Source organism: Novosphingobium ginsenosidimutans (assembly GCF_007954425.1).
Classification (GTDB): domain Bacteria; phylum Pseudomonadota; class Alphaproteobacteria; order Sphingomonadales; family Sphingomonadaceae; genus Novosphingobium; species Novosphingobium ginsenosidimutans.
The window spans coordinates 538,416-562,568 of sequence record NZ_CP042345.1; the positions used below are offsets into that span (position 1 = coordinate 538,416).

At 67.3% G+C, this 24,153-nt stretch carries 22 protein-coding genes; 5 read left to right on the plus strand and 17 right to left on the minus strand.

The window, feature by feature from the left end; translation table 11 throughout:
- Positions 1-27 precede the first annotated feature (27 nt).
- Positions 28-2,214 carry an excinuclease ABC subunit UvrB gene (gene uvrB, locus FRF71_RS02690; protein ID WP_147089111.1) on the plus strand — a complete coding sequence of 729 codons (2,187 nt, stop codon included), beginning with the start codon at positions 28-30 and terminating at the stop codon, positions 2,212-2,214.
- 6 nt (positions 2,215-2,220) lie between these two features.
- Here uvrB and FRF71_RS02695 read toward each other — a convergent pair whose 3' ends face one another.
- The 5 genes from FRF71_RS02695 to tsaD form a co-directional block, all read right to left on the minus strand.
- Positions 2,221-2,601, minus strand: a complete 381-nt coding sequence (locus FRF71_RS02695) for a SpoIIAA family protein (protein ID WP_147089112.1) — start codon at positions 2,599-2,601, stop codon at positions 2,221-2,223.
- Positions 2,602-2,683: 82 nt separating this feature from the next.
- Positions 2,684-3,358, minus strand: coding sequence for a hypothetical protein (locus FRF71_RS02700; protein ID WP_147089113.1), 675 nt, complete (start codon positions 3,356-3,358; stop codon positions 2,684-2,686).
- Positions 3,355-4,860 (minus strand): lipopolysaccharide biosynthesis protein, encoded by a 1,506-nt coding sequence (locus tag FRF71_RS02705; protein WP_238339384.1) that lies wholly within the window; start codon positions 4,858-4,860, stop codon positions 3,355-3,357. The genes FRF71_RS02700 and FRF71_RS02705 overlap by 4 nt, the downstream gene beginning before the upstream one ends.
- Entirely contained in the window at positions 4,857-5,858 is a 1,002-nt protein-coding gene (locus FRF71_RS02710; RefSeq protein ID WP_147089114.1) for an NAD(P)H-dependent glycerol-3-phosphate dehydrogenase, read from the minus strand. The genes FRF71_RS02705 and FRF71_RS02710 overlap by 4 nt, the downstream gene beginning before the upstream one ends.
- Complete coding sequence (tsaD, locus tag FRF71_RS02715; RefSeq protein WP_147089115.1) at positions 5,855-6,895, minus strand: tRNA (adenosine(37)-N6)-threonylcarbamoyltransferase complex transferase subunit TsaD; 1,041 nt, start codon at positions 6,893-6,895, stop codon at positions 5,855-5,857. The genes FRF71_RS02710 and tsaD overlap by 4 nt, the downstream gene beginning before the upstream one ends.
- A gap of 44 nt (positions 6,896-6,939) precedes the next feature.
- Between tsaD and hemC the strand changes: the two genes are divergently transcribed.
- Genes hemC through FRF71_RS02730 form a run of 3 tightly spaced genes read left to right on the plus strand, consistent with a single transcriptional unit; the run spans position 6,940 to position 9,475 of the window.
- Positions 6,940-7,863 (plus strand): hydroxymethylbilane synthase, encoded by a 924-nt coding sequence (gene hemC / locus FRF71_RS02720; RefSeq protein ID WP_147089116.1) that lies wholly within the window; start codon positions 6,940-6,942, stop codon positions 7,861-7,863.
- A 10-nt stretch (positions 7,864-7,873) separates the two neighbouring features.
- Entirely contained in the window at positions 7,874-8,575 is a 702-nt protein-coding gene (locus tag FRF71_RS02725) for a uroporphyrinogen-III synthase (protein WP_147089117.1), read from the plus strand.
- 18 nt (positions 8,576-8,593) lie between these two features.
- Positions 8,594-9,475 carry a COG4223 family protein gene (locus tag FRF71_RS02730; protein WP_147089118.1) on the plus strand — a complete coding sequence of 294 codons (882 nt, stop codon included), beginning with the start codon at positions 8,594-8,596 and terminating at the stop codon, positions 9,473-9,475.
- A 3-nt stretch (positions 9,476-9,478) separates the two neighbouring features.
- Here FRF71_RS02730 and FRF71_RS02735 read toward each other — a convergent pair whose 3' ends face one another.
- The gene (locus FRF71_RS02735) at positions 9,479-10,690 is read right to left on the minus strand and encodes an FAD-dependent monooxygenase (RefSeq protein ID WP_147089119.1); all 1,212 of its coding nucleotides are present in this window, start codon (positions 10,688-10,690) and stop codon (positions 9,479-9,481) included.
- Complete coding sequence (locus FRF71_RS02740; protein WP_147089120.1) at positions 10,687-12,378, minus strand: alkaline phosphatase family protein; 1,692 nt, start codon at positions 12,376-12,378, stop codon at positions 10,687-10,689. Before FRF71_RS02740 ends, FRF71_RS02735 begins: the two co-directional genes overlap by 4 nt.
- A gap of 100 nt (positions 12,379-12,478) precedes the next feature.
- Here FRF71_RS02740 and FRF71_RS02745 point away from each other — a divergent pair, with 100 nt between their 5' ends.
- Positions 12,479-14,512 carry a protein-disulfide reductase DsbD family protein gene (locus FRF71_RS02745; RefSeq protein ID WP_147089121.1) on the plus strand — a complete coding sequence of 678 codons (2,034 nt, stop codon included), beginning with the start codon at positions 12,479-12,481 and terminating at the stop codon, positions 14,510-14,512.
- A gap of 142 nt (positions 14,513-14,654) precedes the next feature.
- Here the strand turns inward: FRF71_RS02745 and FRF71_RS02750 are convergent, their stop codons facing one another.
- From FRF71_RS02750 to ccoN, 10 genes are read right to left on the minus strand one after another with little or no spacing between them, the layout of a single operon-like run.
- Positions 14,655-15,968, minus strand: a complete 1,314-nt coding sequence (locus tag FRF71_RS02750) for a radical SAM protein (RefSeq protein WP_147089122.1) — start codon at positions 15,966-15,968, stop codon at positions 14,655-14,657.
- 32 nt (positions 15,969-16,000) lie between these two features.
- Positions 16,001-16,249 (minus strand): hypothetical protein, encoded by a 249-nt coding sequence (locus FRF71_RS02755; RefSeq protein WP_147089123.1) that lies wholly within the window; start codon positions 16,247-16,249, stop codon positions 16,001-16,003.
- A complete protein-coding gene (gene ccoS / locus FRF71_RS02760; protein WP_147089124.1) occupies positions 16,246-16,401 on the minus strand; it encodes a cbb3-type cytochrome oxidase assembly protein CcoS in 156 nt (51 codons plus the stop codon). The genes FRF71_RS02755 and ccoS overlap by 4 nt, the downstream gene beginning before the upstream one ends.
- Positions 16,398-18,521, minus strand: coding sequence for a heavy metal translocating P-type ATPase (locus FRF71_RS02765; protein WP_147089125.1), 2,124 nt, complete (start codon positions 18,519-18,521; stop codon positions 16,398-16,400). Before FRF71_RS02765 ends, ccoS begins: the two co-directional genes overlap by 4 nt.
- A complete protein-coding gene (locus FRF71_RS02770; protein ID WP_147089126.1) occupies positions 18,518-18,982 on the minus strand; it encodes a FixH family protein in 465 nt (154 codons plus the stop codon). The genes FRF71_RS02765 and FRF71_RS02770 overlap by 4 nt, the downstream gene beginning before the upstream one ends.
- A complete protein-coding gene (ccoG, locus tag FRF71_RS02775) occupies positions 18,979-20,430 on the minus strand; it encodes a cytochrome c oxidase accessory protein CcoG (RefSeq protein WP_147089127.1) in 1,452 nt (483 codons plus the stop codon). The genes FRF71_RS02770 and ccoG overlap by 4 nt, the downstream gene beginning before the upstream one ends.
- Complete coding sequence (gene ccoP, locus FRF71_RS02780; RefSeq protein WP_147089128.1) at positions 20,417-21,373, minus strand: cytochrome-c oxidase, cbb3-type subunit III; 957 nt, start codon at positions 21,371-21,373, stop codon at positions 20,417-20,419. The genes ccoG and ccoP overlap by 14 nt, the downstream gene beginning before the upstream one ends.
- Entirely contained in the window at positions 21,360-21,536 is a 177-nt protein-coding gene (locus FRF71_RS02785) for a cbb3-type cytochrome c oxidase subunit 3 (protein WP_147089129.1), read from the minus strand. The genes ccoP and FRF71_RS02785 overlap by 14 nt, the downstream gene beginning before the upstream one ends.
- On the minus strand, positions 21,533-22,306 hold the full coding sequence (gene ccoO / locus FRF71_RS02790; protein WP_147089130.1) for a cytochrome-c oxidase, cbb3-type subunit II: 774 nt from the start codon (positions 22,304-22,306) through the stop codon (positions 21,533-21,535). Before ccoO ends, FRF71_RS02785 begins: the two co-directional genes overlap by 4 nt.
- Positions 22,307-22,319: 13 nt before the next feature.
- A complete protein-coding gene (ccoN, locus tag FRF71_RS02795) occupies positions 22,320-23,978 on the minus strand; it encodes a cytochrome-c oxidase, cbb3-type subunit I (protein ID WP_147089131.1) in 1,659 nt (552 codons plus the stop codon).
- Between the last annotated feature and the right edge of the window lie 175 nt (positions 23,979-24,153).

A 24,153-nucleotide genomic window follows, 5' to 3' on the forward strand; every position in this document is an offset into this window, starting at 1 on the left:
AAACCGCAAACCCCCATAGTCTGCAAGATGTCTCAGCTCATCATCCGCCGCGGTCTGGAAGAGCCCGATACCTCTGCCGACTTCGTGCCGCACAAGCCGGCCCGGCCTGAAAAGGCCGCGGGGCAGCGGCCGTTCCGGATCGTGTCCGAATACCAGCCCGCCGGGGACCAACCGACCGCGATTGCCGAGCTGGTGGCGGGCGTGCAGGCCGGGGACCAGACCCAGGTGCTGCTGGGGGTAACGGGCAGCGGCAAGACCTTTACCATGGCCCAGGTGATCGAGGCGACGCAGCGCCCGGCCCTGATCCTCGCGCCCAACAAGATCCTGGCCGCGCAGCTTTATGGCGAGATGAAGAGCTTCTTCCCCGAGAACGCGGTGGAGTACTTCGTTTCCTATTACGACTACTACCAGCCCGAGGCCTATGTCCCGCGCAGCGATACCTATATCGAGAAGGAATCGAGCGTAAACGAGGCGATTGACCGGATGCGCCATTCGGCCACCCGGGCGCTGCTGGAACGCGATGACGTGATAATCGTTGCCTCGGTCTCGTGCCTCTATGGCATCGGCTCGGTCGAGACTTACTCGGCCATGATCTTTGACCTGAAGGTGGGGGCGAGCGAGGACCAGCGCGAGATCATTCGCAAGCTCGTCGCCCTGCAATACAAGCGCAACGACGCCGCCTTTCAGCGCGGCACCTTCCGCGTGCGCGGCGATAACCTGGAACTGTTCCCCAGCCACCTGGAAGACACCGCCTGGCGGATCAGCTTTTTCGGCGACGAGATCGAGAGCATCGCCGAATTCGATCCGCTGACCGGCAAGGCGGGCGACAAGCTCTCCTCCGTGCGCGTCTATGCCAATTCGCACTATGTCACGCCCGGCCCGACGATGAAGCAGGCGGCCGACGCGATCCGCTTTGAACTGACCGAGCGGCTGAAGGAGCTGGAAGCGGAAGGCAAATTGCTCGAGGCCCAGCGGCTGGAGCAGCGCACCAATTTCGACCTGGAAATGATCGCGGCGACCGGCAGCTGCGCGGGGATCGAGAACTATTCCCGCTTCCTCACCGGCCGCCTGCCGGGTGAGCCGCCGCCGACGCTGTTCGAGTATCTCCCCGACAATGCCCTGCTGTTCGTCGACGAAAGCCACCAGACCGTGCCGCAGATCGGCGCGATGTCCAAAGGGGACCATCGCCGCAAGATCACGTTGGCCGAATATGGCTTTCGCCTGCCCAGCTGCATCGACAACCGCCCGCTGCGCTTCAACGAGTGGGACGCGATGCGGCCGCAAACCGTGGCCGTTTCGGCGACTCCGGGCGGCTGGGAAATGGAGCAATCGGGCGGGGTCTTTGCCGAACAGGTGATCCGCCCGACCGGCCTGATCGACCCGCCGGTGGAAATCCGCCCGGTCGAGGACCAGGTGCAGGACTGCATCGAGGAATGCCGCAAGACCGCCGCAGCCGGCTATCGCACCCTTGTCACCACGCTGACCAAGCGGATGGCCGAGGACCTGACCGAGTTCATGCACGAGGCCGGCCTGCGCGTGCGCTACATGCACTCCGACGTCGAGACGCTGGAGCGCATCGAGCTGATCCGCGACCTGCGGCTGGGCGTCTATGACGTGCTGGTGGGGATCAACCTGCTGCGCGAGGGCCTCGACATTCCGGAATGCGGGCTGGTGGCGATCCTGGATGCCGACAAGGAAGGCTTCCTGCGCAGCGAAACCTCGCTGATCCAGACCATCGGCCGCGCGGCGCGCAACGTCGATGGGCGGGTGATCCTCTATGCCGACCGGATGACCGGCAGCATGGAGCGCGCCATTGCCGAGACCGACCGGCGCCGCGAAAAGCAGCGCGCTTATAACGAGCTCCACGGCATCACGCCCGAAAGCATCAAGCGCAACATCCACGATATCGTCGCCGACACCGCCAGCCGCGACGGGGTGCTGGTCGAGATCGACGATGATGACCGCAACAACCTCGTCGGCCACAACCTGCGCGCCTATATCGAGGAACTGGAAGGCCGCATGCGCGCCGCCGCCGCCGACCTGGAGTTCGAGGAAGCCGGCCGCCTGCGCGACGAAATCCGCCGCCTCGAAGCGACAGAACTGGGCCTGCCCGAAGGCGAGCGCAAGGCGCCGATCGTCGGCCGCAGCAACGAGGGCAAGCCGGGGACGAGGAAGACCCGGTTCGGGAAGAGCCAGAAGAAGTGGGGGCGCTAGGCCCGCTCAGTCCGCCGCCCTGGTGATCGATCCGGTGCGGGCCCAGGCGCGCGCCTCGTCCAGTTTGGCGAGCGGGAAGCACTGGATCTCGGCGGCGTAGAACGGCGCGAAGACCTTCATGGTCGGCTCGACCCAGCCCATGTCGCTGACGATCGCGACGTGCTTCATCCAGTTGCGGTGGGTGGCGTGGAACACAAGGTCCTTGGGCCAGATCGACCAATCGACAGGGCCGAAATGGCGCAGCACGCAGACCAGGTTGAGCTTGTCGTGGCTTTGCAGCGCATCGTCGATCGCGCTGATGACCTTGGCATATTCATCGCCGGTCATCGCGCCATCAAGCGTCAGTTCGGCAAAACCCGCCGCCTTATCGCATTCCACTGCCAGCATTGCTGCCTCCTCTTGCGGCGCGACCACAAGCGACAGGATGGCAGGGACGGCGGCCAATGCATTGACCGCCGTCAAAGGCGGTTCAGACCTTGCCGAACTTGCTTTCGAACCCGGCGGTGTCACCGGCGGCGAGGAACTTGGCCTGTTCGACCCAGCTGTCCTTGGCCGGACGCCCGGCGAAGGCGCCAAGCTTGGTATCGAGCTCGGCCAGGTCGGCCTCGGTCATCGCCGCGATCTGGGCGAAGGTGGTGATGCCAAGCTCGGGCAGCAGCTTCTGCAGCTTGGGGCCAAGGCCCTTGATGCGGCTGAGGTCATCCGGTCCGGCAGGGGCGGCGGCAACCGGCTTGGCCTCGGCCTTCGGCTTGGGTTCGGCCTTTGGCTTGGGCGCAGCCTTGGGCTTTGGCTCGGTCTTGGCCGCCGGCTCTGCCTTTGGCTTGGGTTCAGCCTTGGGCTTCGGTTCGGCCTTGGGCTTGGGCGCAGGCTTTGCTTCGGGCGCAGGCACCGGCGCAGCCACCGGCACGGGTTCCGGCGCTGGCGCCGGCGCGGGCACGATCACCGGTTCGATCTTGGCGGCCGGCGGCGCATCGATCAGCGCCTGGTTGCGCGCGGCCGGGGCGGCGCCTTCGTCCAGTACGTCGGGCTTGTAGCTGCGCTCACGCGGGGCGCTGGAGCGGCCAAACAGGTACCAGACCAGCAGCAGGCCAAAGACCAGCGCGCCGGCGAAAATCAGCAGGTTGGGATTGTTGAGATCGATCATGGCTTGCCTTCCTCAGCGACATCGGACGAGCCGCCTACGTTCTTGCGGAACAGCACGCGGTCCTCGGGGCCGAAACCCTTGTGCCAGATCACGTAGCCGTAAGTGAAGAGGATCGCGGGCAGACCCAGCGCCAGTTCGGCCCATTCGGGCAGGTAGCGCGTCACCGCCCAGCCGACCAGCACCGCCGGGGCGACCGCCCAGACCAGCGGCCAGCGGAACGGGTTGACCGGCGCCTTGAGCAGCCGCCCGAGCAACCAGCCCTTGGCCAGCGAGGCAAAGCCCAGCGCCAGCAGCAGCGCCCCGGCGGCAGCGGCAGCGGCGAACTTGTCGTTCAGGCCATAGTGGCGCACCAGCAGGATGCCGCCCACGGTCAGCAGCGCCTGGAAGGCAATCGTCGCCAGCGAGAGCCACAGGTTCTTGAGCCGCGCGACATAGACCAGCGCTGCCTCGCTCACCACGGCCGTGGCGGCAACCACTTCGGCCAGCAGCAGGAAGGTCAGCGCCCCGGTGCCGCCAACGAACTGCGGGCCGACCAGGCCCATCACCGCCTCACCCGGAATAGCCAGCGCCAGCGCAATTCCGGCCTGTGCGGCGATGATCCAGAAACCGACCTGGTTGACCTGCGCCGCGATCGCCGCGTGGTTGCCATCGCGCAGGTTGCGGGTGATGACCGGGCCCAGGATCGGCTCGAAGCTGGTCTTCAGTTTCTGCGGCAGCGAGGCGACCTGCTGCGCGGCGTAATAGACCCCGACCGCGACCGGCGAGGTGAAGAAGCCGAGCAGCGCGATGTCGAGCTTGCGCGTGCCCCATTCGACCATGTCCGCCCCCGCCAGCGGCGCCGAGAGCAGCGCCAGCTTGCCCAGTCGCAGCGGGTGCGGGTGCCAGCCGCGCGGGGCCCCGAAGGTCCGCAGCAGCGGCCACAGCGCGACCAGCAGCGCCGCCACCTTGGCCAGGATGAACGACAGCGCCAGGCCCGCGGCGGGCAGCACGAACAGGAAGCCGATCGCCGCCAGGGTCTGCACCCACGGCTCGACCAGGCTGCGCGCCCGCACCGTTGCGCCAACGTTGTAGCGATAGGCCAGCGCCGCCAGCGCAATGTCGGTCAGCGCATTGGCAACAATCGCCAGCGGCAGCAGCCGGTCCCATTCGTTGTATTCGCCGCTGGGGAACATCGGCGCCGGGAACAGGTACAGCAGCGCTGCAGCGCCGAGCGAGAGCAGCAGGGTCAGCGTCATCGCATCGGCGATCACATGGACTTCCTCGCGCGGGTCTTCCGACAAGCGCTGGGCCAGACCGCGGCGCTGCCCCAGCACGCAGAGCTGGGCGATCAGTTCGACAATCACCAGCGCCGAGGCATAGCGGCCGAGCGCCTCAACCCCATAGAACCGCCCGGCGATGAACAGGAACGGCGCCGTGCCGCCCAGCCGCAAGACGAAGCCAAGGAAATTGGTCCGCCCGCCCTTGGCAAGGGCGGCAATATCCTGATCCGGGGGCTGGCTCACGCCGTCTCGCCCTCGGCCCTGAGCGGCCTAGCCAGCAGTTCAGCCACCACCTGCCGCGCCGGGGCTTCACCCGCCAGCAAGCGGGCCACGGCCGCGACGATCGGCATGGCGATCCCGCGCTGCTCTGCCAGTTCGGCCAGCACCGGCGCGGTGTGCGCGCCTTCTGCCACGCTGAGCTTGCCCGCCAGAGCTTCAGCCGCGCCGATCCCTTCGCCCAGCGCCTTGCCCAGGGTGAAGTTGCGGCTGGAAGTGGAGGAGCAGGTCAGCACCAGATCGCCCAGGCCGCACAGCCCGGCCAGCGTTTCCGCCCGCGCGCCAAATGCCAGGCCGAACCGGGTCATCTCGGCATAGCCGCGCGCGATCAGCGCGGCGCGGGCGTTCTGGCCCAGGCCCAGGCCGTCAACCACGCCGCAGGCGATCGCCAGCACGTTTTTGACCGCTCCGCCGATCTCCGCCCCGACCACGTCGTCCGAATAGTAGGGCCGCAGCGTTGGGCGCGACAGGAGGGCTCCAAGCCGCGCCCACTGCGCCTCACCCCCGCTGCAGGCCAGGGTCACGGCAGTCGGCAGGCCGGCGGCCACCTCGTGCGCAAAGGTCGGGCCGGACAGGACGGCGATTTCGGCCAGGGGCAGCGCCTCGCGCGCGACATCGGCCATCAGCCGTCCGGTCCCCGCCTCGATCCCCTTGGAGCACAGCACCAGGTCTCGCGGGCGGTCGGTCAAGCCAGACAGGACCTTGCCAAGATGCTGCGCCGGCGCGACCACCAGCAGGACCGGCAGATCATCGAGCTCTGCCAAGTCGGTGGTGGCCGCAATCCCCGGGGACAGCTCGGCACCCGGCAGAAACAGCGGATTGCGCCGCTCGGCATTGATCGCTGCCACGACTTCGGGCTCGCGCGCCCACAGGCGCACCGGCGTGCCATTGGCAGCATAGGCCTGCGCCAACGCCGTGCCCCAGGCCCCGCCGCCAAGCACCCCCAGGCTGACGCTGGGCCTCACGCCTTTACCCCCGCCCCGCGCACTGGCGCGGCATCGGGATCAAGCGGCCAGCGCGGCCGTGCGGCAATATCGAGCGGATCGGGCACAAAGTTGCCCAGCGCCAACCGCTCCTGCCCGGCCCAGGCGATCATCGCCGCATTATCGGTGCAGAGCGCCAGCGGCGGCGCGACGAAGGGCAGGCCAAACTCACCGGCAAGGCCTTCAAGGCCAGCGCGAATCGTCTGATTGGCGGCGACCCCGCCGGCGACGACCAGCGCGGTTAGGCCGTCGCTATCGGCCAGCGCGCGGCGGGTCCGGTCAACAACGCAATCGAGCGCGGCCTGCTGGAACGCGGCGGCTATATCGGCATCGGCGTGTGTGCCGGCCTGCTTGGCCCGCAGCACCGCGCTCTTGAGGCCGGCGAAAGAAAAATGCGGCTCGCTGCTTCCCAGTAGCGGCCGGGGCAGTGGCACGGCTTTCCGGCTACCTTGGCGTGCCAGCCGCTCAACCGCCGGGCCACCGGGAAAGCCCAGGCCCAGAATCTTGGCAGTCTTGTCAAAGGCTTCGCCAAGGGCATCGTCAATCGTCGTGGCAAGGCGGCGGTACTGCCCGACACCTTCAACCCGCAGCACCTGGCAGTGCCCGCCGGAAACCAGCAGCAGCAGATAAGGGAATTGTAGAGCAGGATCGGCCAGCCGCGGGGACAGTGCATGGCCTTCCAGGTGGTTAACCGCGATCAGCGGCTTGTCGCTGGCCATGGCGAGGGCCTTGGCCGTGACCAGCCCGACCATCACCCCGCCAATCAGGCCGGGGCCCGCCGTGGCCGCAATGGCATCGAGATCGCCGAGTTCCATCCCGGCATCTTGCAACACGGCCGCTACCAGCGGCGCGATCCGTTCGGCGTGGGCCCGCGCGGCAATTTCGGGGACCACACCGCCATAGGGGCGATGGGCATCATCTTGCGAGGCGATCCGCTGCGCCACGATCCGACGCTCGCCATCGACCAGCGCAGCCGCTGTCTCGTCACAGGACGATTCAATTCCGAGCACCAGCCCCATTCTTGCTTCCATCTAGCGAGAATGCGCACTAGCACAAGGCGCGCATGACTGACCGTCCACTCCGTCTTGGAACCCGCCGCTCACCGCTTGCCATGGCCCAGGCGGAAGAAGCACGCGACCGGCTTTGTGCTGCCCACCCGGGGCTGACGGTGGAAATCGTCCCCGTGCAGGCCAGCGGCGACAAGATCCTGGACCGCCCGCTCGCCGAAATTGGCGGCAAGGCGCTGTGGACCAAGGAACTCGATGTCTGGCTGCTGGAGGGTGAGATCGACTTTGCGGTCCATTCGGCCAAGGATGTCGAGACGCTGCGCCCCGCCGGAATTGCCATTGCCGCCGTGCTGCCGCGCGCCGATGTGCGTGACGTGCTGGTGGGCGTGGATAGCCTGGCAGCCCTGCCGCCCGGCGCCCGGATCGGCACCAGCGCTCCGCGCCGCGCCGCCCAGGCGCTGCATTTCCGGCCCGACTGCCAGATCGTCTCGTTCCGCGGCAATGTCGCCACCCGGCTTGGCAAGCTGGAAGCCGGCGAAGCCGATGTGACCCTGCTGGCCGCCGCCGGCCTTGAGCGACTGGGACAGAGCGACGTTGGCACGCCGCTTGATCCCGCGGTCTGGTTGCCCGCACCGGGCCAGGGCTGCATCGCGATCGAATGCCGTCCGGGCGATGACCGGACAGCCGGTCTGCTGGCCGCGATCGATCATCGCGCAAGCCATGCAGCGCTGCTGGCCGAACGCGCGCTGCTGGCGGCGCTGGGCGGCAATTGCCACAGCCCGATCGCCGCGCTGACCGAGCATCGCGATGGCGAGCTGGTGCTCCATGCTGCACTGTTCAGCCCCGACGGGGGTGAGCGCGTGGCCGCCACCATGCACTTCCCGGCGGGCGATGCTACCGGTCCGGCCGAGCTCGCACGCCTGCTGCTCGATCAGGCTTCACCGGCAATCCGGCAGCATTTCGAGGGTTTTGCAAGCTAAGGAAACGCGTATGGTTCCGCTGGTTGTGATCCGCCCAGAGCCTGGCTGCACCGCAACGGTGGACGCGGCGCGGGGAGCGGGTCTTGAGCCGCGGAGCTTTCCGCTGTTTGCCGTGACCCAGCGCTCGTGGTCGGCCCCGCCCCCCGATGCACATGACGCGCTCCTGCTGGGCAGCGCCAATGCGGTCCGCCATGCCGGACCGGGCCTGGCGGCTGTCCGTCACCTCCCAGCCTATGCCGTGGGCGATGCCACCGCCGATGTCGCCCGCGCGGCGGGGATTTCCGTGATCGGTCAGGGTCAGGGCGGGCTGCAGTCGGTGCTCGGCCAGCTTGACGCGGCCCACAAGCGGTTGCTGCGACTGGCGGGTGAGGAACGGATTGTGCTGACCCCGCCAGCAGGCGTCACCATGACCGAACGGGTGGTCTATGCCAGCCTTGCCCAGCCGATGCCGGCCGAACTAGTTGCGCTGCTGGCCGAACCGGCGCTGATCGCGCTCCACTCAGCCGAGGCGGCGCACCATTTTGCCGCCGAATGCGTCCGTAACGGCCTGCGCCGGGCGCGCCTCAGGCTCTGCGCGCTGGGGCCCAGAATTGCCGCGGCAGCGGGCGATGGCTGGGGCGAAGTGGCGGTGGCCCCCGATACCAGCGACCGCGCACTGCTGGCCTTGGCCCGCCAGATGTGCCAAGACCCTTGGGGAAACACCAAGTCCTGAAGGCCATCGCAACCTCGCATGACTGAATTTGACAGCTATTCGCGCCGCCCCGCCGGCTCAGGCATTTCGCTGCGCGCCGTCCTTGGCACCTCGCTCCTGGCCTTTGTCGGCGGCGCTGCGCTGATTGGTTGGCTGGTATATGATGATCGCCTGCCGATCGATGCCGGCTTCGGCCGTGCCGAAGTGGCTGCACCGGCACCTTCGGCCAGCCCGCTCGCCGCCCTGCCATCCCCCTCGGCCAGTCCCTCGCTCGCCGCTGTTGCTGGCGGGATGGACCAGCGGATTGCCGCGCTGGAGCAGCGCTTGACCCGGCTCGATCTTCAGGCCGCCGCAACCGAAGGCAATACCGCCCGCGCCGAAGCCCTGCTAGTCGCACTCGCCACTCGCCGCGCGATTGAGCGCGGGGCGCCGCTGGGCTACCTTGAGACTCAGCTCAAGCTGCGGTTTGGCGATGCCCAGGCCAATTCGGTTGCCACCTTGATCGCCAATGCCCAGCGCCCGGTCACGATTGACCAGCTGAGCAGCGATCTTGAAGCGCTGGGCCCGACCCTGCTCGGCACCCCCGCCAACGAAGGCGGCTGGCAGCGCTTTACTCGCGAGCTCTCCGGCCTGTTTGTGGTTCGCCGCGGCGATGCACCCTCGGCCCAGCCCGACGCGCGGCTTGATCGTGCTCGGTTGATGCTGCGCAGCGGGCAGGTTGAGACGGCGCTGGCGGAAGTGCAGCGACTGCCGGGTGCCTCTGCCGCCGGTGACTGGGTCAATGCCGCGCGCCGCTATGCTGCTTCGCAAAAGGCGCTCGACCTGATCGAGACCGCCGCCTTGCTGGAGCCGGAAAAGCTCAAGAATGGAACCGGCGTGGCCGTGCAACAACCGGGGCCTGGCGCGCCGCCAGCCGGGTAAGCCTTAGGCCCGCAGCAGCGCCGGCAAGTCACCCGACATGCCGCGTGCCTCGTCCATGAAGAAGCGCTTGAGCCAGCCCGAGCGCTGGACTGCGCCCATGCCCAGCCGCCGCACCACGCTGGGCAGGCGGCCCGGAATCGCGAACAAGCGGTTGATCGCATCGGTGGCAAATCCGACCGAGAAGCTGTCAACCGAGCGCCAGCGCTCGTAGCGCGCGAGTAGCTGGGCATCGCCCGGCTCCAGCCCCAGCCGCATGCCATCGGCCAGCACTTCAACCAGCGCCCCGACATCACGCAGCCCGAGGTTAAGGCCCTGCCCGGCGATCGGGTGAATGCCATGCGCAGCATCGCCGATCAGCGCGAGGCGCTGGTCGACAATGCGCGGCGCGCGATGGAAGTTGAGCGGATAGCTCATCCGCGGCGCAGCCAGCGCAAGCGCGCCGAACATTCCGCCCATGTGGCGCTGTACCTCATCCAGGAACAGCGCTTCGGGCATGGCGAGGACACCGGCGGCATCCTTTTCAGCCACGGTCCAGACCAGCGCCGAGCGGTGCCGAACAGCGTCGTCGAGCAGCGGCAGCAGCGCGAAGGGGCCAGCGGGATAGAAGATCTCCCAGGCTACGTTCTCATGGCTTTTCTCGTGATAAAGCGCCGTTACGATCGCGCGGTGGTGATAGTCCCACTTGGCGGTCGCCAGCCCGGCTTCATCGCGGGTGGGTGACTTGCGCCCCTCGGCCGCGATCAGCAGGCTGCCGGTCAATTCCTCGCCATTGTCGAGCACCACGCGCACGCCATGCTCGCCGCGCTCGCGCTCGACCGCTTCAGTACCCGCATGCCAGGCAATCGCCGGTTCGGCTTTTGCCGCTTCGAACAGCGCCACCCGGATATCGCGGTTGGCATACATCCGGCCGAGCGAGCCGTCCTCCGCCCCCGGCTGAAAATCGATCCGGCCGGGCTTCATCTGGTCGGTCACGGCAATCGCGGCAATCGGGCAGCCCAGCGGCTCAAGCGTCTCTGCCAGGCCGATATTGGCGAAGAGGTTCCAGCTGGCGGTCGATATGGCCGACGCGCGGCCGTCGGCGCCCTCTGAGGTCAGTTGCTCGGGCGTGGCCTTGTCGACCACGTGGCTGGTGATCCCTTGCCGCGCCGCCGCCAGCGCCAGCGTCATGCCGACCAGCCCACCCCCCAGGATGACGAGGTCGCGCCGCGCGCTCACTTGGTGCGCTCGCAGCTGTTGCCCGCCCCAGCGTCGAGATCGAGGCAGCGGCCATCGAAGGCGCCATCGTCAACCTTCAAACCAATGGCGGCGGCCAGTGTCGGCGCAATATCGACCGTCTCGACCGGGTTGGGCTGCTCGAACCCGGCCATGCCCTTTCGCCAGAACAGCATCGGCACGCGCCGGTCATAGTCCCAGACGCTGCCGTGAGTGGCGACGAAGGCCCCCGCGACCGGAACCGGGATCGGCGTGATCGCCCGGTTCAGCACCACCACCACATCCCCCGACCGCTCGGCCATGAACGAGGCGCGGGCGCGCTCACGGATCGACCAGTCCTGGGGATTGCCGGTGGGCACCGGGGTTGCAGAAAGTTCGCCGGCGGTGAAGGCGGCAGCCACTTGCGGATGGTTGCGAGTCAGGTTGACCAGTTCCTCGATCACGCGGGTGCGGGCAGCGCCAATAACCGAAGCATTGACGTACATGTCGCCAAACGGCCCGTCGCCATAGATCAGCGGCTGTCCCTGCGGTGCGGCCACGCCGGTGCGCTTGGTGATTTCCGCCCCCAAGGCCGCCGGCATCAGGGCCATGTCGGCGCGGGCGGCCCCAGGCATGGCCTGTTCACGCAGCCGTTCGGGCGCGTCATGGCCGCCATGATCGGCCGTCAGCACCACCAAGTAGTCGATCTTGCGCTTGTCGAGCGCGGCGAACAGCCGGCCGATCGTGCGGTCCAGCTCGGCCATCTGGATGCACATTTCGACCCCTTCGGTGCCGAGCGCGTGTCCGATGTAATCATTGGCCGAAAGGCTGACTGACAGCACGTCGGGCGCAGAGCCCTGGCCCAGCTTCAGCTCGTCAACCAGGCCAATTGCAAGATCGACCGTTGCCCCATCCATCCGCGGCGAAACTCGCAGTACATCGGGCTTGGCCCCCTTGGGCAAGGCGAAGCGAAAGGTTCCAACCGTGCCATTGCCGATCGTCACGGCCCGGTCGCGCGGGCCGCACCAGACCGGCGGCTTGAGCGCCGGCGCCCCCTTGGCCAGCAAGGCACTGGTGGCCGCATTGACGCGCAGCGCAGCCGGGGTCAGCTCGCGGCCCTTGAAGGTCGTGAAGGCGCTACCCTTCCACCAATAGCCGGCGTCGATCTTGTGCCCGCCCATCATTACCACGGCGCGATCCTTGGCCGAGACGGCAACATTGCGGGTCGCGGGGTTGGCGGCCTTCATCAGTTCGCCCAGGGTCGGCACCTTGAGCAGGTTGGCCGAGACGACCGGATTGCCCGGGGTGCTGGCCGGATCGGTCAGGTCTTCTGAGCAATAGATCTTCTTCTCCGCGCGCGCGATCGCCGGATTGAACCAGTTGTTGGCAATGATCCCGTTGCGGGCCGGACGCGCGCCGGTCAGGATCGTCGAGTGCCCGGGGCAGGTCTCAGTTGCGGCATGCGACTGGAACCCCGAAGGGAAGACTGCGCCGCTCAGCAGGCGCGCGAACCCGCCGGTGAAGTGCTCGCGATACTGGGCGAACAGATCGGCCGATAGCTGATCGACCGACAGCGCCAGGACCAGTTGCGGGCGGGCGGGCTCGGCAGTTGGGGCTGGAGCCGATGCCGCCGCTGGCTGACCTTGGGCCAAAGCCGGGGCTGACAGGCCCAGGGCGGCAGTGGCAAACAGGCTAACAACGGTGCGGCGCATGGGTGAATCCTTGCTTTGATCGCCGAAATCGGCAAGGCCCTGATGGCGTTGCCAGCGCCCAAGTGCAAGGCCTGCGAAAGGCCAAGGAGAAGACATTTCGATGCCCCGCCTTGCGGCACTGATCGCCTTCCTGTTGCAGTTGCTGATCCTGGTGGCCAGTCCGGCGCGCGCGGGCGAAACCAACATCGTCGCAACCCTGTTGGCGGAAGGCCCGGCCATGCCCGGCCGCACGGTGACGCTGGCGATCGACATGCAGCCAAAGCCCGGCTGGCATGGCTATTGGCAGAACCCGGGCGATGCCGGCCAGGGCATGAGCGTTGCCTGGTCGCTACCCCCGGGCGCCAAGGCTGGCGCCCTGGCCTATCCGGTGCCTGCCACGCTGACCATCGCCGGGCTGATGAACCACGTGTTCAAGACCGAATATGCCGTGCTGGTGCCCTTCACCGTTCCGGCGGACGCCAAGCCCGGGCAGGTGCTGGACCTGCGCGCCAAGGCACAATGGCTGGCCTGCACCGACGAGATCTGCGTGCCGGAACAAGGCGAACTCGCCGCCAGGGTGACGGTCGGCGCGCCGGGCCAACCCGATGCGCGGTTTGACCGCTGGCGCGCTGCGCTCCCCGCCCCGCTCGGCAGTCCGGCGCGCTTCGCCTTTGCGAACCGCAAGCTGCGCGTTGCGATCCCGCTTCCGGCGGCGATGCAGGTAAGCGAGCCGCACCTGTTCCTCGCCACGGGCAGCGTGGTCGATTATGCCGCCCCGCAAGCCTTCTTCCGGGCAGGCGACCTGCTGGTGGCCGAAGTGCCGGTGGCAAAGTACGATCCGGCCCAGCCCGGCGCGATCGAGGCCGTCCTGCGGCTCAATCCTCATGGCGACGGGGTGACAATCAGTGCCGCGCCGGGCGACGTTCCGACCGGTGGGGAACCACTGACCGCCAGCGCGAGCGCCGCACCTTCGCTTGCCTGGCTGATCCTGGCGGCACTGGCGGGCGGCCTGCTGCTCAATGTGATGCCCTGTGTCTTCCCGATCCTGAGCCTCAAGGCGCTGAGCCTGGCCCGCGCCGGTGAAAGCGCGAGCCAGGCCCGCGCCGAAGGCCTGGCTTATACCGCGGGCGTCGTGATCGCCTGCCTGGCGCTCGGCGGCTTGCTGCTGGGCCTGCGCGCGGCCGGGCAGGAAGTGGGCTGGGCTTTCCAGTTGCAGGAGCCGCTGGTGGTCGCCGCGCTGCTGCTGCTGGCCGTGGCGATCACGGCCAATCTGCTGGGCTTGTACGAATTCATGGTGCCGGGGTTCGCCAGCGAAGGTTCACCGCAAGGTGCCTTTGCCACGGGCCTGCTCGCCGCCTTTGCCGCCACGCCTTGCACCGGACCGTTTATGGCTGCGGCAATGGGCGCTGCGCTGCTGCTGCCGCCGCTGCCCGCCTTGCTGCTGTTCGCTGCGCTTGGCCTGGGGATCGCCCTGCCCTTCCTCGCCATTGCCTGGGTCCCGGCGCTACGGCGGCGGATGCCCAAGCCGGGGCCGTGGATGGGCAAGTTCCGCGCGTGGATGGCGCTGCCGATGGGACTTACCGCGCTGGCGCTCATCTGGCTGGCCAGCCGGATCGGTGGCAATGCCTTTGCCTTCGCGCTGGGCCTGATCGCGGTGATCGTGGTGGCCGCGCTGGTCCTGCTCGGCCGGCGCCAGCGCAATGGCCTGGCCGGCGGGCGGCTGTGGTGGAGCGGCCTCGCCGCGCTGCTGGCGCTTGCGGCGATTGGTCTGCCCGGCATGGTCCGCGCGCCATCCGCCAGTCCCGAGGCGGGCCTGCTCGATGCCCGACCTTTCAGCGAGCAAGCCCTTGCCGCGGCCCGCGCCAGCGGCAAGCCGGTGTTCGTCTACATGACCGCCGACTGGTGCCTGTCCTGCAAGGTCAACGAACGCGTCGCGATTGAGCGCGAGCCGACCCGCGAAGCCTTCCGCAAAGCCGGGGTGATCGTGCTGCGCGGCGATTGGACCCGGCGCGATCCGGCGATCACCCGGTTCCTCACGGCGCAGGGCGCGGCGGGGATCCCGCTTTATCTGTGGTATCCCGCCAGCGGCGGCGCGCCTGCCCAATTGCCGCAGGTGCTGGGGCCGGACAGCCTGGTCGAACAGGCCCAGCGGTAAATTTAATCGCGCAGTTGATTTTGGTCAAAGCTTTGGCTGCATGACCGTTCCATCAGGGAGACAAGACGGGAGCCAGCCGGTTCCCCTCAAAAATTCTCCCCACCTGGAGCGGCTGCACAGTACAGCCGCTCTTTTTTTTGGCTTAAACAGCAGAGCTGAACCGGCGGACAGAATCCTGCCGATAGGGATCGAACAGCGCCGCGATAGTGCGGGCATAGGGCAGCGCTTCGGGCAGCAGCCGCAGGGTGCCGTGATCGAGTTCGGCCAGTTCGCGATCGATGAAAGGCAGCAGCCGCATCAGCACTTCGTTGGCGAGATCGGGATCGAGGCGCGCCTCACCCCGGCAGAGGATCCCTTCGATCACCGCGCCGCGGCGCTGATCGTCGGCACTGCGGATCAGGCCGCCCGAAGCCGGCAGGCGATCCTGCGACAGCAGCATGCGGTAGCGCCCGGCATTCTTCTCGTTCTGCCAGATAATTCCCGGCATCATCGTGATCGCAGAAGCGCCCAGGCCGACGAGCACCGGGGCCTGATCATCGGTAAAGCCCTGGAAGTTGCGCCGCAGCGTGCCGTCCTGCACGGCGCGGGCCATGGCATCGCCGGGCCGCGCGAAGTGATCGAAGCCGACCGGCAAATAGCCTTCACCCACCAGCAACCGATACCCGAACTGGGCCATGGCAAAGCGCGTTGCCTGATCTGGCAGATGGCTGCCATCGATCCGGCGCTGGCGCGGGATCAGGTTCGGGACATGGGCATAGCCGAACAGCGCGATCCGATCCGCGCCGAGTTCGACCGTGCGGCGCAGCGAGGCTTCAAGGTCCGCCAGGGTCTGGCCGGGGAGGCCATACATCAGATCGAAATTGAGCGAGGTCACACCGGCCCCGCGCAACATCTCTGTACCGCGCGCGATCAGGGCATCATCCTGAACCCGGCCAATCGCGGCCTGGAGGTGCGGGGCGAAGGTCTGCACACCCATACTGGCATGGCTGACGCCGACCCAACCAAGGACTTCGGCCCATTCGGTTGTCAGGGTGCGGGGGTCGACCTCGATCGACAGCAGCGGCTCGGCCAGTGAGACATGGAGCGTCAGCGCATCGACCAGCCGGACAAAGTCGGTCGGCGTGATCGCATTGGGGCTGCCGCCACCGAAGGCGATCCGGCGCGCGGCGATCCGGCCGTCGAGCCGAACGCCGGCCAGGGCGATTTCGCGGTGCAGGGCATCTAGGTAGCTCGCAAGGCGTTGGCGGCGGTTGGCCGCGCCGGTGTTGCAGCCGCAGTACCAGCAGATCTGCTCGCAAAACGGGATGTGGACATAGAGCGAGACATCGCCCGACACGCCGCGCAGGGCGGCATCGGCATCGACGCTGCCAATCCCCTCACCAAACTCCGCCGCAGTGGGGAAGCTGGTATAGCGCGGGACCGGCACGGCGAGCAGATCGGGATAGTACGGCCACATGCCGGTGCTTGTCGGGGATTCGGACCCGGGCGTCATTGCGCTGGCTCAATTTGCAGCGCGCCGGCGCGCTTGCGCGACGTGCCGCCGTGGCAGCCTTTGACGCAATCCTGCGCTCCGCCCTTGCCCGGACTGTCGCCGCCCTTCGGGATCGTGACCAGCCGAATCTGTCCATCGCCCGTGCAGATCGGCACCAGCAGGCTGTCACTGGCCATCACCGGCGCCGCGTGGAGCGCGGCGGGTGCTATGGCCAGCAAGGCGAAGAAGCGCAGGAACCGGTTCATGCCGCCTTGTCATCCTCGTCATCGATCAGGATCCGCGCGGCGGCCCCATCAAGGTCGTCAAACTGTCCGCGCTTGAGCGCCCAGAAGAAGGCCAGCAGCCCCAGCATTCCCAGGCCCAGCGCGACCGGGATCAGGATGGCCAGTCCGTTCACCGCGCGGCTCCATAAAGGCGCAGCGAATTGGCAATGACGATCAAGGAGCTGGTCGACATGGCCACGGCTGCGATCAGCGGGGTGACGAGGCCGGCCATGGCCAGCGGCACGGCCAGCGCATTGTAGCCGATGGCGAGTATGAAGTTCTGCTTCACCACCGCCATGGTCCGGCGCGCGGCGCGCACCCCGCGCGGCAGGGCGAGCAGCGAGTCCCCCAGGAACACCAGGTCCGCCGCCTGCCGCCCCACATCGCTGGCACTGCCCGGCGCGATCGAGGCGTTTGCGGCCGCAAGTGCGGGGCCATCGTTCAGCCCGTCGCCCGCCATCAGCACCTTGTACCCGGCGGCCTGGAGCCGCGCGATGGCAGACTGCTTGTCGGCGGGGCTGGCCCCGGCCTGGGCGGTCAGGCCCGTCTGGCGAGAGACTTCGGCCACCGCAGCGGGGTTGTCGCCGGAGAGGATCGTCGCCTCGATGCCCAGCACCTTCAGTTCCGCCAGCGCTTGTTCGGCATCGGGGCGGATGCGATCGGCAAAGGAAATCAGGCGGACCGGACGTGTGCCAATGGCGAGCGCCGCAGCGATGCCGGTGGCGCTGTCCGGCCGGCGCAGCGCGACTGCCTGTCCCTGCCACAAGGCCGAAACCCCGCGGCCGGCTTCCTCGGCAACGTCCTGCAATTCGGCAGCGCGGGTCCCTGCGGCGCTGAGCGCATCGGCCAAGGCGCGCGACAGCGGGTGGCGGCTGTGCGTGGCGAGCGCCAGGGCAACTGCAGCTTCATCGCCATCCAGCGCCGCAAGGCTGGCGGGATCGGGCAGCGGGCGGCCCAGCGTCAGCGTGCCGGTCTTGTCCAGCAGCGCGCGGTCGATATTGGCCAGCCGTTCGAGCGCCTCCCCGTCCTTGACCATGATCCCGGCGCGCATCAACGCCCCGCTCGCCACCACCTGCGCCACCGGCACGGCCAGGCCGAGCGCGCAGGGGCAGGTGATGATCAGCACGGCAATCGCGATCACCAGCGAATGGTGCAGCCCCGCCCCGGCGATCAGCCAGCCGGCCAGCGTCAGCGCGGCGAGCGTGTGGACAGCGGGCGCATAGAGCCGCGAGGCCCGGTCGGCGATCCGGACATAGCGCGAGCGGATCTGCCCCGCCGCCTCCATCAGCCGCGCAATCTCGGCCAGCGAGGTGTCGGATCCGGCAGCGGTGACCTTTACGTCAACGGGAGCATCAAGGTTGAGCGTGCCGGCGTGGACTTCGTCTCCGGCCAGCATGGCTACGGGAGCGCTCTCGCCGGTCAGCAGCGAGCGGTCGAACCGGCTCTGGCCGGTCACGATCGCTCCGTCCGCTGCCAGCCGTTCCCCGGCGGCGACGCGCATCACCATCCCCGGCACCAGATCGCGCGCGGCAATCCACTGGGCGGTGCCGTCCTTGCTTACCACCATTGCGCCCGGGGCAGCCTGACGCAGCAGGGCATCGACCCCGGCCCGGGCGCGGTCGCGCATCATCGCGTCAAGCACGCGGCCTGCCAGCAGGAACAGCAGCAACATCAGCGTGCCATCGAACCAGGCCTCATGCCCGCCGGTGGCGGTTTCATAGAGGCTGAGGCCGGTCGCCAGTGTCACCCCGATCGAGATCGGCACGTCCATGTTGGTGCTGCGCTGCTTCAGCGCGCCCCAGGCCGAGGTGAAGAACGGCCGCCCGGCATAGGCAATCGCCGGCACGCCGATCATCGCCGAAAGCCAGTGGAACAGGTCACGTGTGCTGCCGTCAGCCCCCGACCAGATCGAGACTGAGAGCAGCATCACGTTCATGCAGGCAAAGGCCGCCACAGCGAGCGGGGCGAGCAGCGGCTTCACCGCAGAAGGCGGCGCGGAAAGGTCTTCAACCCGCGGTTGGCTGGCGAACCCGGCGTCGGCCAGTGCGGCCATCAGCTCTGGCTCGCGCACGGCCGCTTCATGCTCGACCCGCACCTGCCGCGCGGTGAGGTTTACACGCGCAGAATGGACCCCCGGGAGTCCGGCAAAAGCCCGCTCGACCTTACCCATGCAGCCGGCGCAATGCATCCCCGGCACGACCAGCACCGTCGCCTCGAGCGGCGTGACATCATCGAGGCGGGCCGGGGCGTTCATCGCAGTTCCTGTTCTTCGCGCCACTTGGCGTTACCGGCCTCGGCGGCAATGCGTACCATCCAGCGGCCTGGCGCGACCGCCCTGGTCGAGACGAAAGCCCCATCGGCGGCGCGGACGAAGACCAGCGCCTGGTCCGGCGCATGGCCCAGCGGGTGGCGCGCCACGGCGCTGACCGTCAGCCCGTCCGGCGCCCCGGCAAAGCGCACTGCCACCCGGTCATCCGGCAAGCGTGCCAGCGTGGCGCTCCAGCCCAGCTTCTGCTGGGCGGCAGCAGCACCCAGCCACTTGTTGTAGTGCTGGCTGGCGACATAGGAGTTCTCCACCACCACGCCGCCAAAGGTCGAGCTGGCGAAATGCGCCATAGTGAAGTTGACCGCCATGACGATCCCGAAGAACACCACGAAAATCGCAGTGACCTTGCGGCCGGTGAGTTGGCCTTTGGTGCTGGCAGCGATGGTCATTCGTCGTGGTCCTCTTCCGGAGCATCGAAGCGGGTCTCGGCGCGGTCACCGCCAGCCTCGCGATCACGCGCGGCAAGGACGAAGGTGAATTCCTCTTCCTCAGTCCCTTGCGGCGCGACGACATAGACGCGCACGGGCTTGGTCTGGTCGGGCGCAACGGTGAACTGCAGTTCGCGCGAGGCGCTTTCGCGGCCCATCTCGTCGGTCCACATCACCGCGCCCGGCAGACCTTCGAGCGTGACCGACATCGGCCGCGGGCGCGCTTCCATGTTGCGCAGCTTGATCGTGTAGTCGTTGCGGACCTCGCCGTTCGACAGCAGCATGAAGGGCGGGTTGCGGTCTTTCGCGACACTGAGGTCAATCCGCGTGCGCGTGCCGAGCGCGAAAAGCAGGCCTGCGCCGATCGCCGCCCAGACGCCGAAATAGGCTAGGGTCCGCCAGTGCAGCGCCGTCTTGAGGATCGAGCGGCGCTGGCCGCCGGCCCGCTCATGTTCGCAGTCTTCCAGCGTCGCATAGTCGATCAGCCCGCGCGGGCGATCCAACTGGACCATCACTTTGTCGCAGGCGTCGATGCACAGGCCGCAGGTGATGCAGGCGATGTCCGGTCCGTTGCGAATATCGTAGCCGGTCGGGCAGACCGCGACGCACTGGTTGCAATCGACGCAGTCGCCGATGACATCTGGCTGGCGTTCCTTGGCCTTGACCGAGCCGCGCTGTTCGCCGCGCCAGTCCTTGTAGGTGACGATCAGGCTCTTTTCATCGAGCATGGCTGTCTGGATCCGCGGCCAGGGGCACATGTAGATGCAGACCTGCTCGCGCATGAAACCGCCGAAAATGAAGGTCGTGGCGGTCAGCACGGCGACTGTGGCATAGGCCACCGGGGCGGCCTGACCGGTCCAGAAATCGACGGTCAGCGTGGGCGCGTCGGCGAAGTACATGATCCAGGCGCCGCCGGTCCAGAAGCTGATCGCCAGATAGATCGACCACTTGAGCCCGCGCTTGAACAGCTTGGCTGCGTTCCATGGTCCGGCCTCAAGCTTCAGCTGGGCGTTGCGATCGCCATCGATCAGGCGATCAACGTGCTGGAACAGATCGGTCCAGATCGTCTGCGGGCACGAATAGCCGCACCAGGCGCGGCCAAAGGCGCTGGTAATCAGGAACAGCCCGATCCCGGCCATGATCAGCAGGCCGGCGACGAAATAGAACTCGTGCGGCCAGATCTCGATCGAGAACATGTAGAAGCGGCGGTTGGCCAGATCGACCAGCACGGCCTGGTCCGGGGCATAGGGGCCCCGGTCCCAGCGCAGCCACGGCGTGAGGTAATAGATCCCCAGCGTGACCACGAGCATCAGCCACTTGAAGCGGCGGAAGGGGCCGCTCACCACCTTGGGAAAGACGGCCTTCCGCTTTTCGTAGTATGATACCTTGGCAGGCTCAGGGCTGAGCATTGGCCTCCCCTGTCGCAGGAGCTGCGGCCGGCGCGGCAGCAGGTGCCGCCACGAAATCCTCACCGCCGCCCAGCGAGTGGACATAGGCGGCCAGCATCTTGATCGTCACCGGATCAAGCTTGCCGCCCCAAGCCGGCATCACCCCGGCGTGGGCCTGGTGGATGCTGCCCATCACCTGTTCTCGCTTGCCGCCGTAAAGCCAGATCGCGTCGGCCAGGTTGGGCGCGCCGAACTGGCGGCCGCCCTTGGCATCGGCGCCGTGGCAGGCGGCGCAGTTCTCGGCAAAGAGCTGCGCACCGCGCGCGTTGGGCGCGGCCTTGCCAGAAAGCGACAGGACATGATCGGCCACCGCAGCGATGTCAGCCGGGGGCAAGATCCCGTCCTTGCCGAAGTTCGGCATCAGGCTTTGGCGCGTCGCGTCATTGCCGGGCTGGCGGATGCCGTTGATCAAGGTGGTCTCGATGTCCTTGATGGTGCCGCCCCACAGCCAATCGTCGTCGCGCAGGTTGGGATAGCCCTTGCTGCCCGCCGCGCCCGAACCGTGGCACTGCACGCAATTGACACGGAAGGCGGCGCGGCCGCCGTTGATTGCAGCCCGCATCAGGTCGGGCTTGCTGGCCAGTTCTTCGACCGGTGTTGCGGCAAGCGCGGCGAGGGTCCCGGCGCGGCGGGCGTCCTCGGCTTTCATCTCCTGGTCGAGCTGCCCGCGGCTGGACCAGCCCCATAGGCCCTCGGTGCCCTTGTTAAGCATTGGCCAGGCCGGGTAGACGATCATGTAGCCGATCGCGAAGAAGATCGTGGCGTAGAGCGTCCACAGCCACCAACGCGGCAGCGGGTTGTTGAGTTCCTCGATCCCGTCCCAGCTATGGCCAACGGTTTCGACCCCGGTTGCTTCATCGATGCGGGGGCCGGCGGAGGCCGGCAATTGATCAGCGTTGGCCATCGTCGTCGTCCTTGAAGATCATGGTCTTGGCCGCCTCGTTGGCGGAGCGGGCGCTCGGCCGGAACGGCCAGAGCACGAGCACGAGGAAGGTGACCAGCATGGCCAGCAGTCCCCAGCTGTCGGCAAAATGCCGCAGCATGTCATAGGTGGAGTGCGTGCTCACCGGCCCTTCTCCTTGGCCAGATCCTCCTGCGCGGCGGCGCTGTTGACATCGACCAGCGTGCCCAGCATCTGCAGGTAGGCCACCAGCGCATCCATTTCCGTCAGCCGGTCGGGCTTGCCATCGAAGTCGCGGACCTGGGCCTTGGGATAGCGCTTGTTCAGGTCAGCCGCGTCGCCCATCGGATCGGCTTGCAGCCTGAGGTCGGCATCGGCCTTGGCGATCTGCTCCTTGGTATAGGGCGTGCCGGCCCGGTAGAGCGCGGTCAGCGTGGCGCTGGGATCGCCGGCATCCAGATCGCGATCGGCCAGGAAGGCATAGGTCGGCATGACCGATTCCGGCACCACGGCGCGCGGATCCTTCAGATGCTGGACGTGCCATTCATCCGAATAGCGCCCGCCGACGCGCGCCAGGTCCGGACCCGTGCGCTTTGAGCCCCACTGGAACGGCCGGTCATACATCGATTCCGCCGCCAGGCTGTAGTGACCGTACCGTTCCACCTCGTCGCGGAACGGGCGGATCATCTGGCTGTGGCAGACATAGCAGCCTTCGCGGACATAGATGTCGCGCCCGGCCTGCTCGAGCGGGGTGTAGGGGCGCATCCCGTCCACCTTTTCGATCGTGTTGTCGATCCAGAACAGCGGGGCGATTTCCACGATCCCGCCGATCGTCACCGCCGCAAAGGCAGCGAGGCCGAACAGCGCGACGTTGCGTTCCATCTTCTTGTGGCGCCGCCAGTCTTCCTTGGGGGCGTCGGTTGCGTTTGCAGTCATCTTGAAAGCCCCCTTATTCGGCCGGAACAGCGGTGAGCGGACGGTCCGCGGCGGGATCATACTTGGGCTGGTAAAGCGGCTCCTCGTCGCGGAGGTTGCCGGCAATGGTCTGCCAGACGTTGAAGGTCATGATACCGGCACCGACCAGGAACATGCCCCCGCCGAAGGCGCGCAGCAGGTACATTGGGTGAAGCGCGGCGACCGTTTCGGCAAAGGAGTTCACCAGGTAGCCATCGGCCCCGTATTCGCGCCACATCAGGCCCTGGGTGATCCCCGCCACCCACATCGAGGAGGCGTAGAAAACGATCCCCAGAGTAGCGAGCCAGAAGTGCCAGTTCACCATGCGCAGCGAATAGAGCCGCTCACGCCCCCACAGCCGCGGGACCAGGTAATAGACGCAGGCAAAGGTGATCATGCCGTTCCAGCCCAGCGCGCCGGAGTGGACGTGGCCGATGGTCCAGTCGGTATAGTGCGAGAGCGAGTTGACGCTCTTCACGCTCATCATCGGGCCTTCGAAGGTGCTCATGCCGTAGAAGGCCAGCGCCAGCACCATCATGCGGATGATCGGATCGGTGCGGACCTTGTCCCAGGCGCCGTTCAGCGTCATCAGGCCGTTGATCATCCCGCCCCAGCTCGGCATCCACAGCATGACCGAGAAGACCATGCCCAGCGTCTGCGCCCAGTCGGGCAGCGCGGTGTAGTGCAGGTGGTGCGGACCCGCCCAGATATAGAGGAAGATCAGCGACCAGAAGTGCAGGATCGACAGGCGATAGCTGTAGACCGGGCGCTGCGCCTGTTTGGGCACGAAGTAGTACATCATCGCCAGGAAGCCGGCGGTCAGGAAAAAGCCCACGGCGTTGTGGCCGTACCACCACTGGACCAGCGCGCCCTGCACGCCCGACCACAGCGGATAGCTCTTCGAACCGACCAGGCTGACCGGCACGTTTGCGTTGTTGACCAGGTGGAGCATGGCCACGGTCAGGATGAACGCGAGGTAGAACCAGTTGGCAACGTAGATGTGCGGCTCGCTGCGCTTGATGATCGTGCCAACGAAGACCGCCAGATAGGCCACCCAGACGAGCGTCAGCCACAGGTCGACGTACCATTCGGGCTCGGCATATTCCTTGCCCTGGGAGATACCCAGCAGGTAGCCGGTCGCCGCCAGGACAATGAACAGCTGATAGCCCCAGAACACGAAACGGGCGAGGCCGGGGAAGGCCAACCTCGCCCGGCAGGTGCGCTGGACCACGTAGAATGACGTGGCGATCAGCGCGCTGCCTCCGAAAGCGAAGATCACGGCCGAGGTGTGGAGCGGACGCAGGCGACCAAAGCTGGTCCATTCCAGACCCAGGTTAAGCACCGGGAAAGCGAGCTGGAGTGCGATGACCAGGCCGACCAGGAACCCGGCCATGCCCCAGAACACTGTGGCGATCATGCCGTAGCGGATCAGCTCGTCGTCATACCGGCCCTCATCGTGCGGGACCTTCAGCAGGCCTTCAGCGGCCGCCTTGAAATCGGCCGTGCGCAGCGAAACGACCAGGCCAATCAGCGCCGCCAGGGCGAAGATGCCCATGTGCACTGCAAAGCCCCAGTCGACTGCGGCCGCCATGGCGATGACGGAGATAAACAATGCAGCCAGCCAACGGCCGCTGCGCGAAACTACGGATTCCATGAGCCTTCCCTCTCTGGAAATATCAGATGAGACCGCGTCTGGACGGTCCGCCGCAATGCAGCATTGACCGGGATCAAATTTCAGGGGTTGGTGCGGAAATAACTATCGGCAATGCGAAAATTGCGCAGGATCAATGATCGGCGTTCGATCCGGTCGCATTTGCCCCTCCTGCGCC

What these genes read in the sequence shown, in the direction of transcription:
- FRF71_RS02770 (WP_147089126.1), bottom strand. Translation starts at nt 18,982, where the DNA reads ATGACCATCGCTGCCAGCACCAAAGGCCAACTCACCGGCCGCAAGGTC.
- uvrB (WP_147089111.1), top strand. Translation starts at nt 28, where the DNA reads ATGTCTCAGCTCATCATCCGCCGCGGTCTGGAAGAGCCCGATACCTCT.
- ccoP (WP_147089128.1), bottom strand. Translation starts at nt 21,373, where the DNA reads ATGGCCAACGCTGATCAATTGCCGGCCTCCGCCGGCCCCCGCATCGAT.
- FRF71_RS02700 (WP_147089113.1), bottom strand. Translation starts at nt 3,358, where the DNA reads ATGATCGATCTCAACAATCCCAACCTGCTGATTTTCGCCGGCGCGCTG.
- FRF71_RS02695 (WP_147089112.1), bottom strand. Translation starts at nt 2,601, where the DNA reads ATGCTGGCAGTGGAATGCGATAAGGCGGCGGGTTTTGCCGAACTGACG.
- FRF71_RS02730 (WP_147089118.1), top strand. Translation starts at nt 8,594, where the DNA reads ATGACTGAATTTGACAGCTATTCGCGCCGCCCCGCCGGCTCAGGCATT.
- tsaD (WP_147089115.1), bottom strand. Translation starts at nt 6,895, where the DNA reads ATGGGGCTGGTGCTCGGAATTGAATCGTCCTGTGACGAGACAGCGGCT.
- ccoN (WP_147089131.1), bottom strand. Translation starts at nt 23,978, where the DNA reads ATGGAATCCGTAGTTTCGCGCAGCGGCCGTTGGCTGGCTGCATTGTTT.
- FRF71_RS02725 (WP_147089117.1), top strand. Translation starts at nt 7,874, where the DNA reads ATGGTTCCGCTGGTTGTGATCCGCCCAGAGCCTGGCTGCACCGCAACG.
- FRF71_RS02750 (WP_147089122.1), bottom strand. Translation starts at nt 15,968, where the DNA reads ATGTGGCCGTACTATCCCGATCTGCTCGCCGTGCCGGTCCCGCGCTAT.
- ccoO (WP_147089130.1), bottom strand. Translation starts at nt 22,306, where the DNA reads ATGACTGCAAACGCAACCGACGCCCCCAAGGAAGACTGGCGGCGCCAC.
- hemC (WP_147089116.1), top strand. Translation starts at nt 6,940, where the DNA reads ATGACTGACCGTCCACTCCGTCTTGGAACCCGCCGCTCACCGCTTGCC.
- FRF71_RS02745 (WP_147089121.1), top strand. Translation starts at nt 12,479, where the DNA reads ATGCCCCGCCTTGCGGCACTGATCGCCTTCCTGTTGCAGTTGCTGATC.
- FRF71_RS02755 (WP_147089123.1), bottom strand. Translation starts at nt 16,249, where the DNA reads ATGAACCGGTTCCTGCGCTTCTTCGCCTTGCTGGCCATAGCACCCGCC.
- ccoG (WP_147089127.1), bottom strand. Translation starts at nt 20,430, where the DNA reads ATGCTCAGCCCTGAGCCTGCCAAGGTATCATACTACGAAAAGCGGAAG.
- FRF71_RS02765 (WP_147089125.1), bottom strand. Translation starts at nt 18,521, where the DNA reads ATGAACGCCCCGGCCCGCCTCGATGATGTCACGCCGCTCGAGGCGACG.
- FRF71_RS02740 (WP_147089120.1), bottom strand. Translation starts at nt 12,378, where the DNA reads ATGCGCCGCACCGTTGTTAGCCTGTTTGCCACTGCCGCCCTGGGCCTG.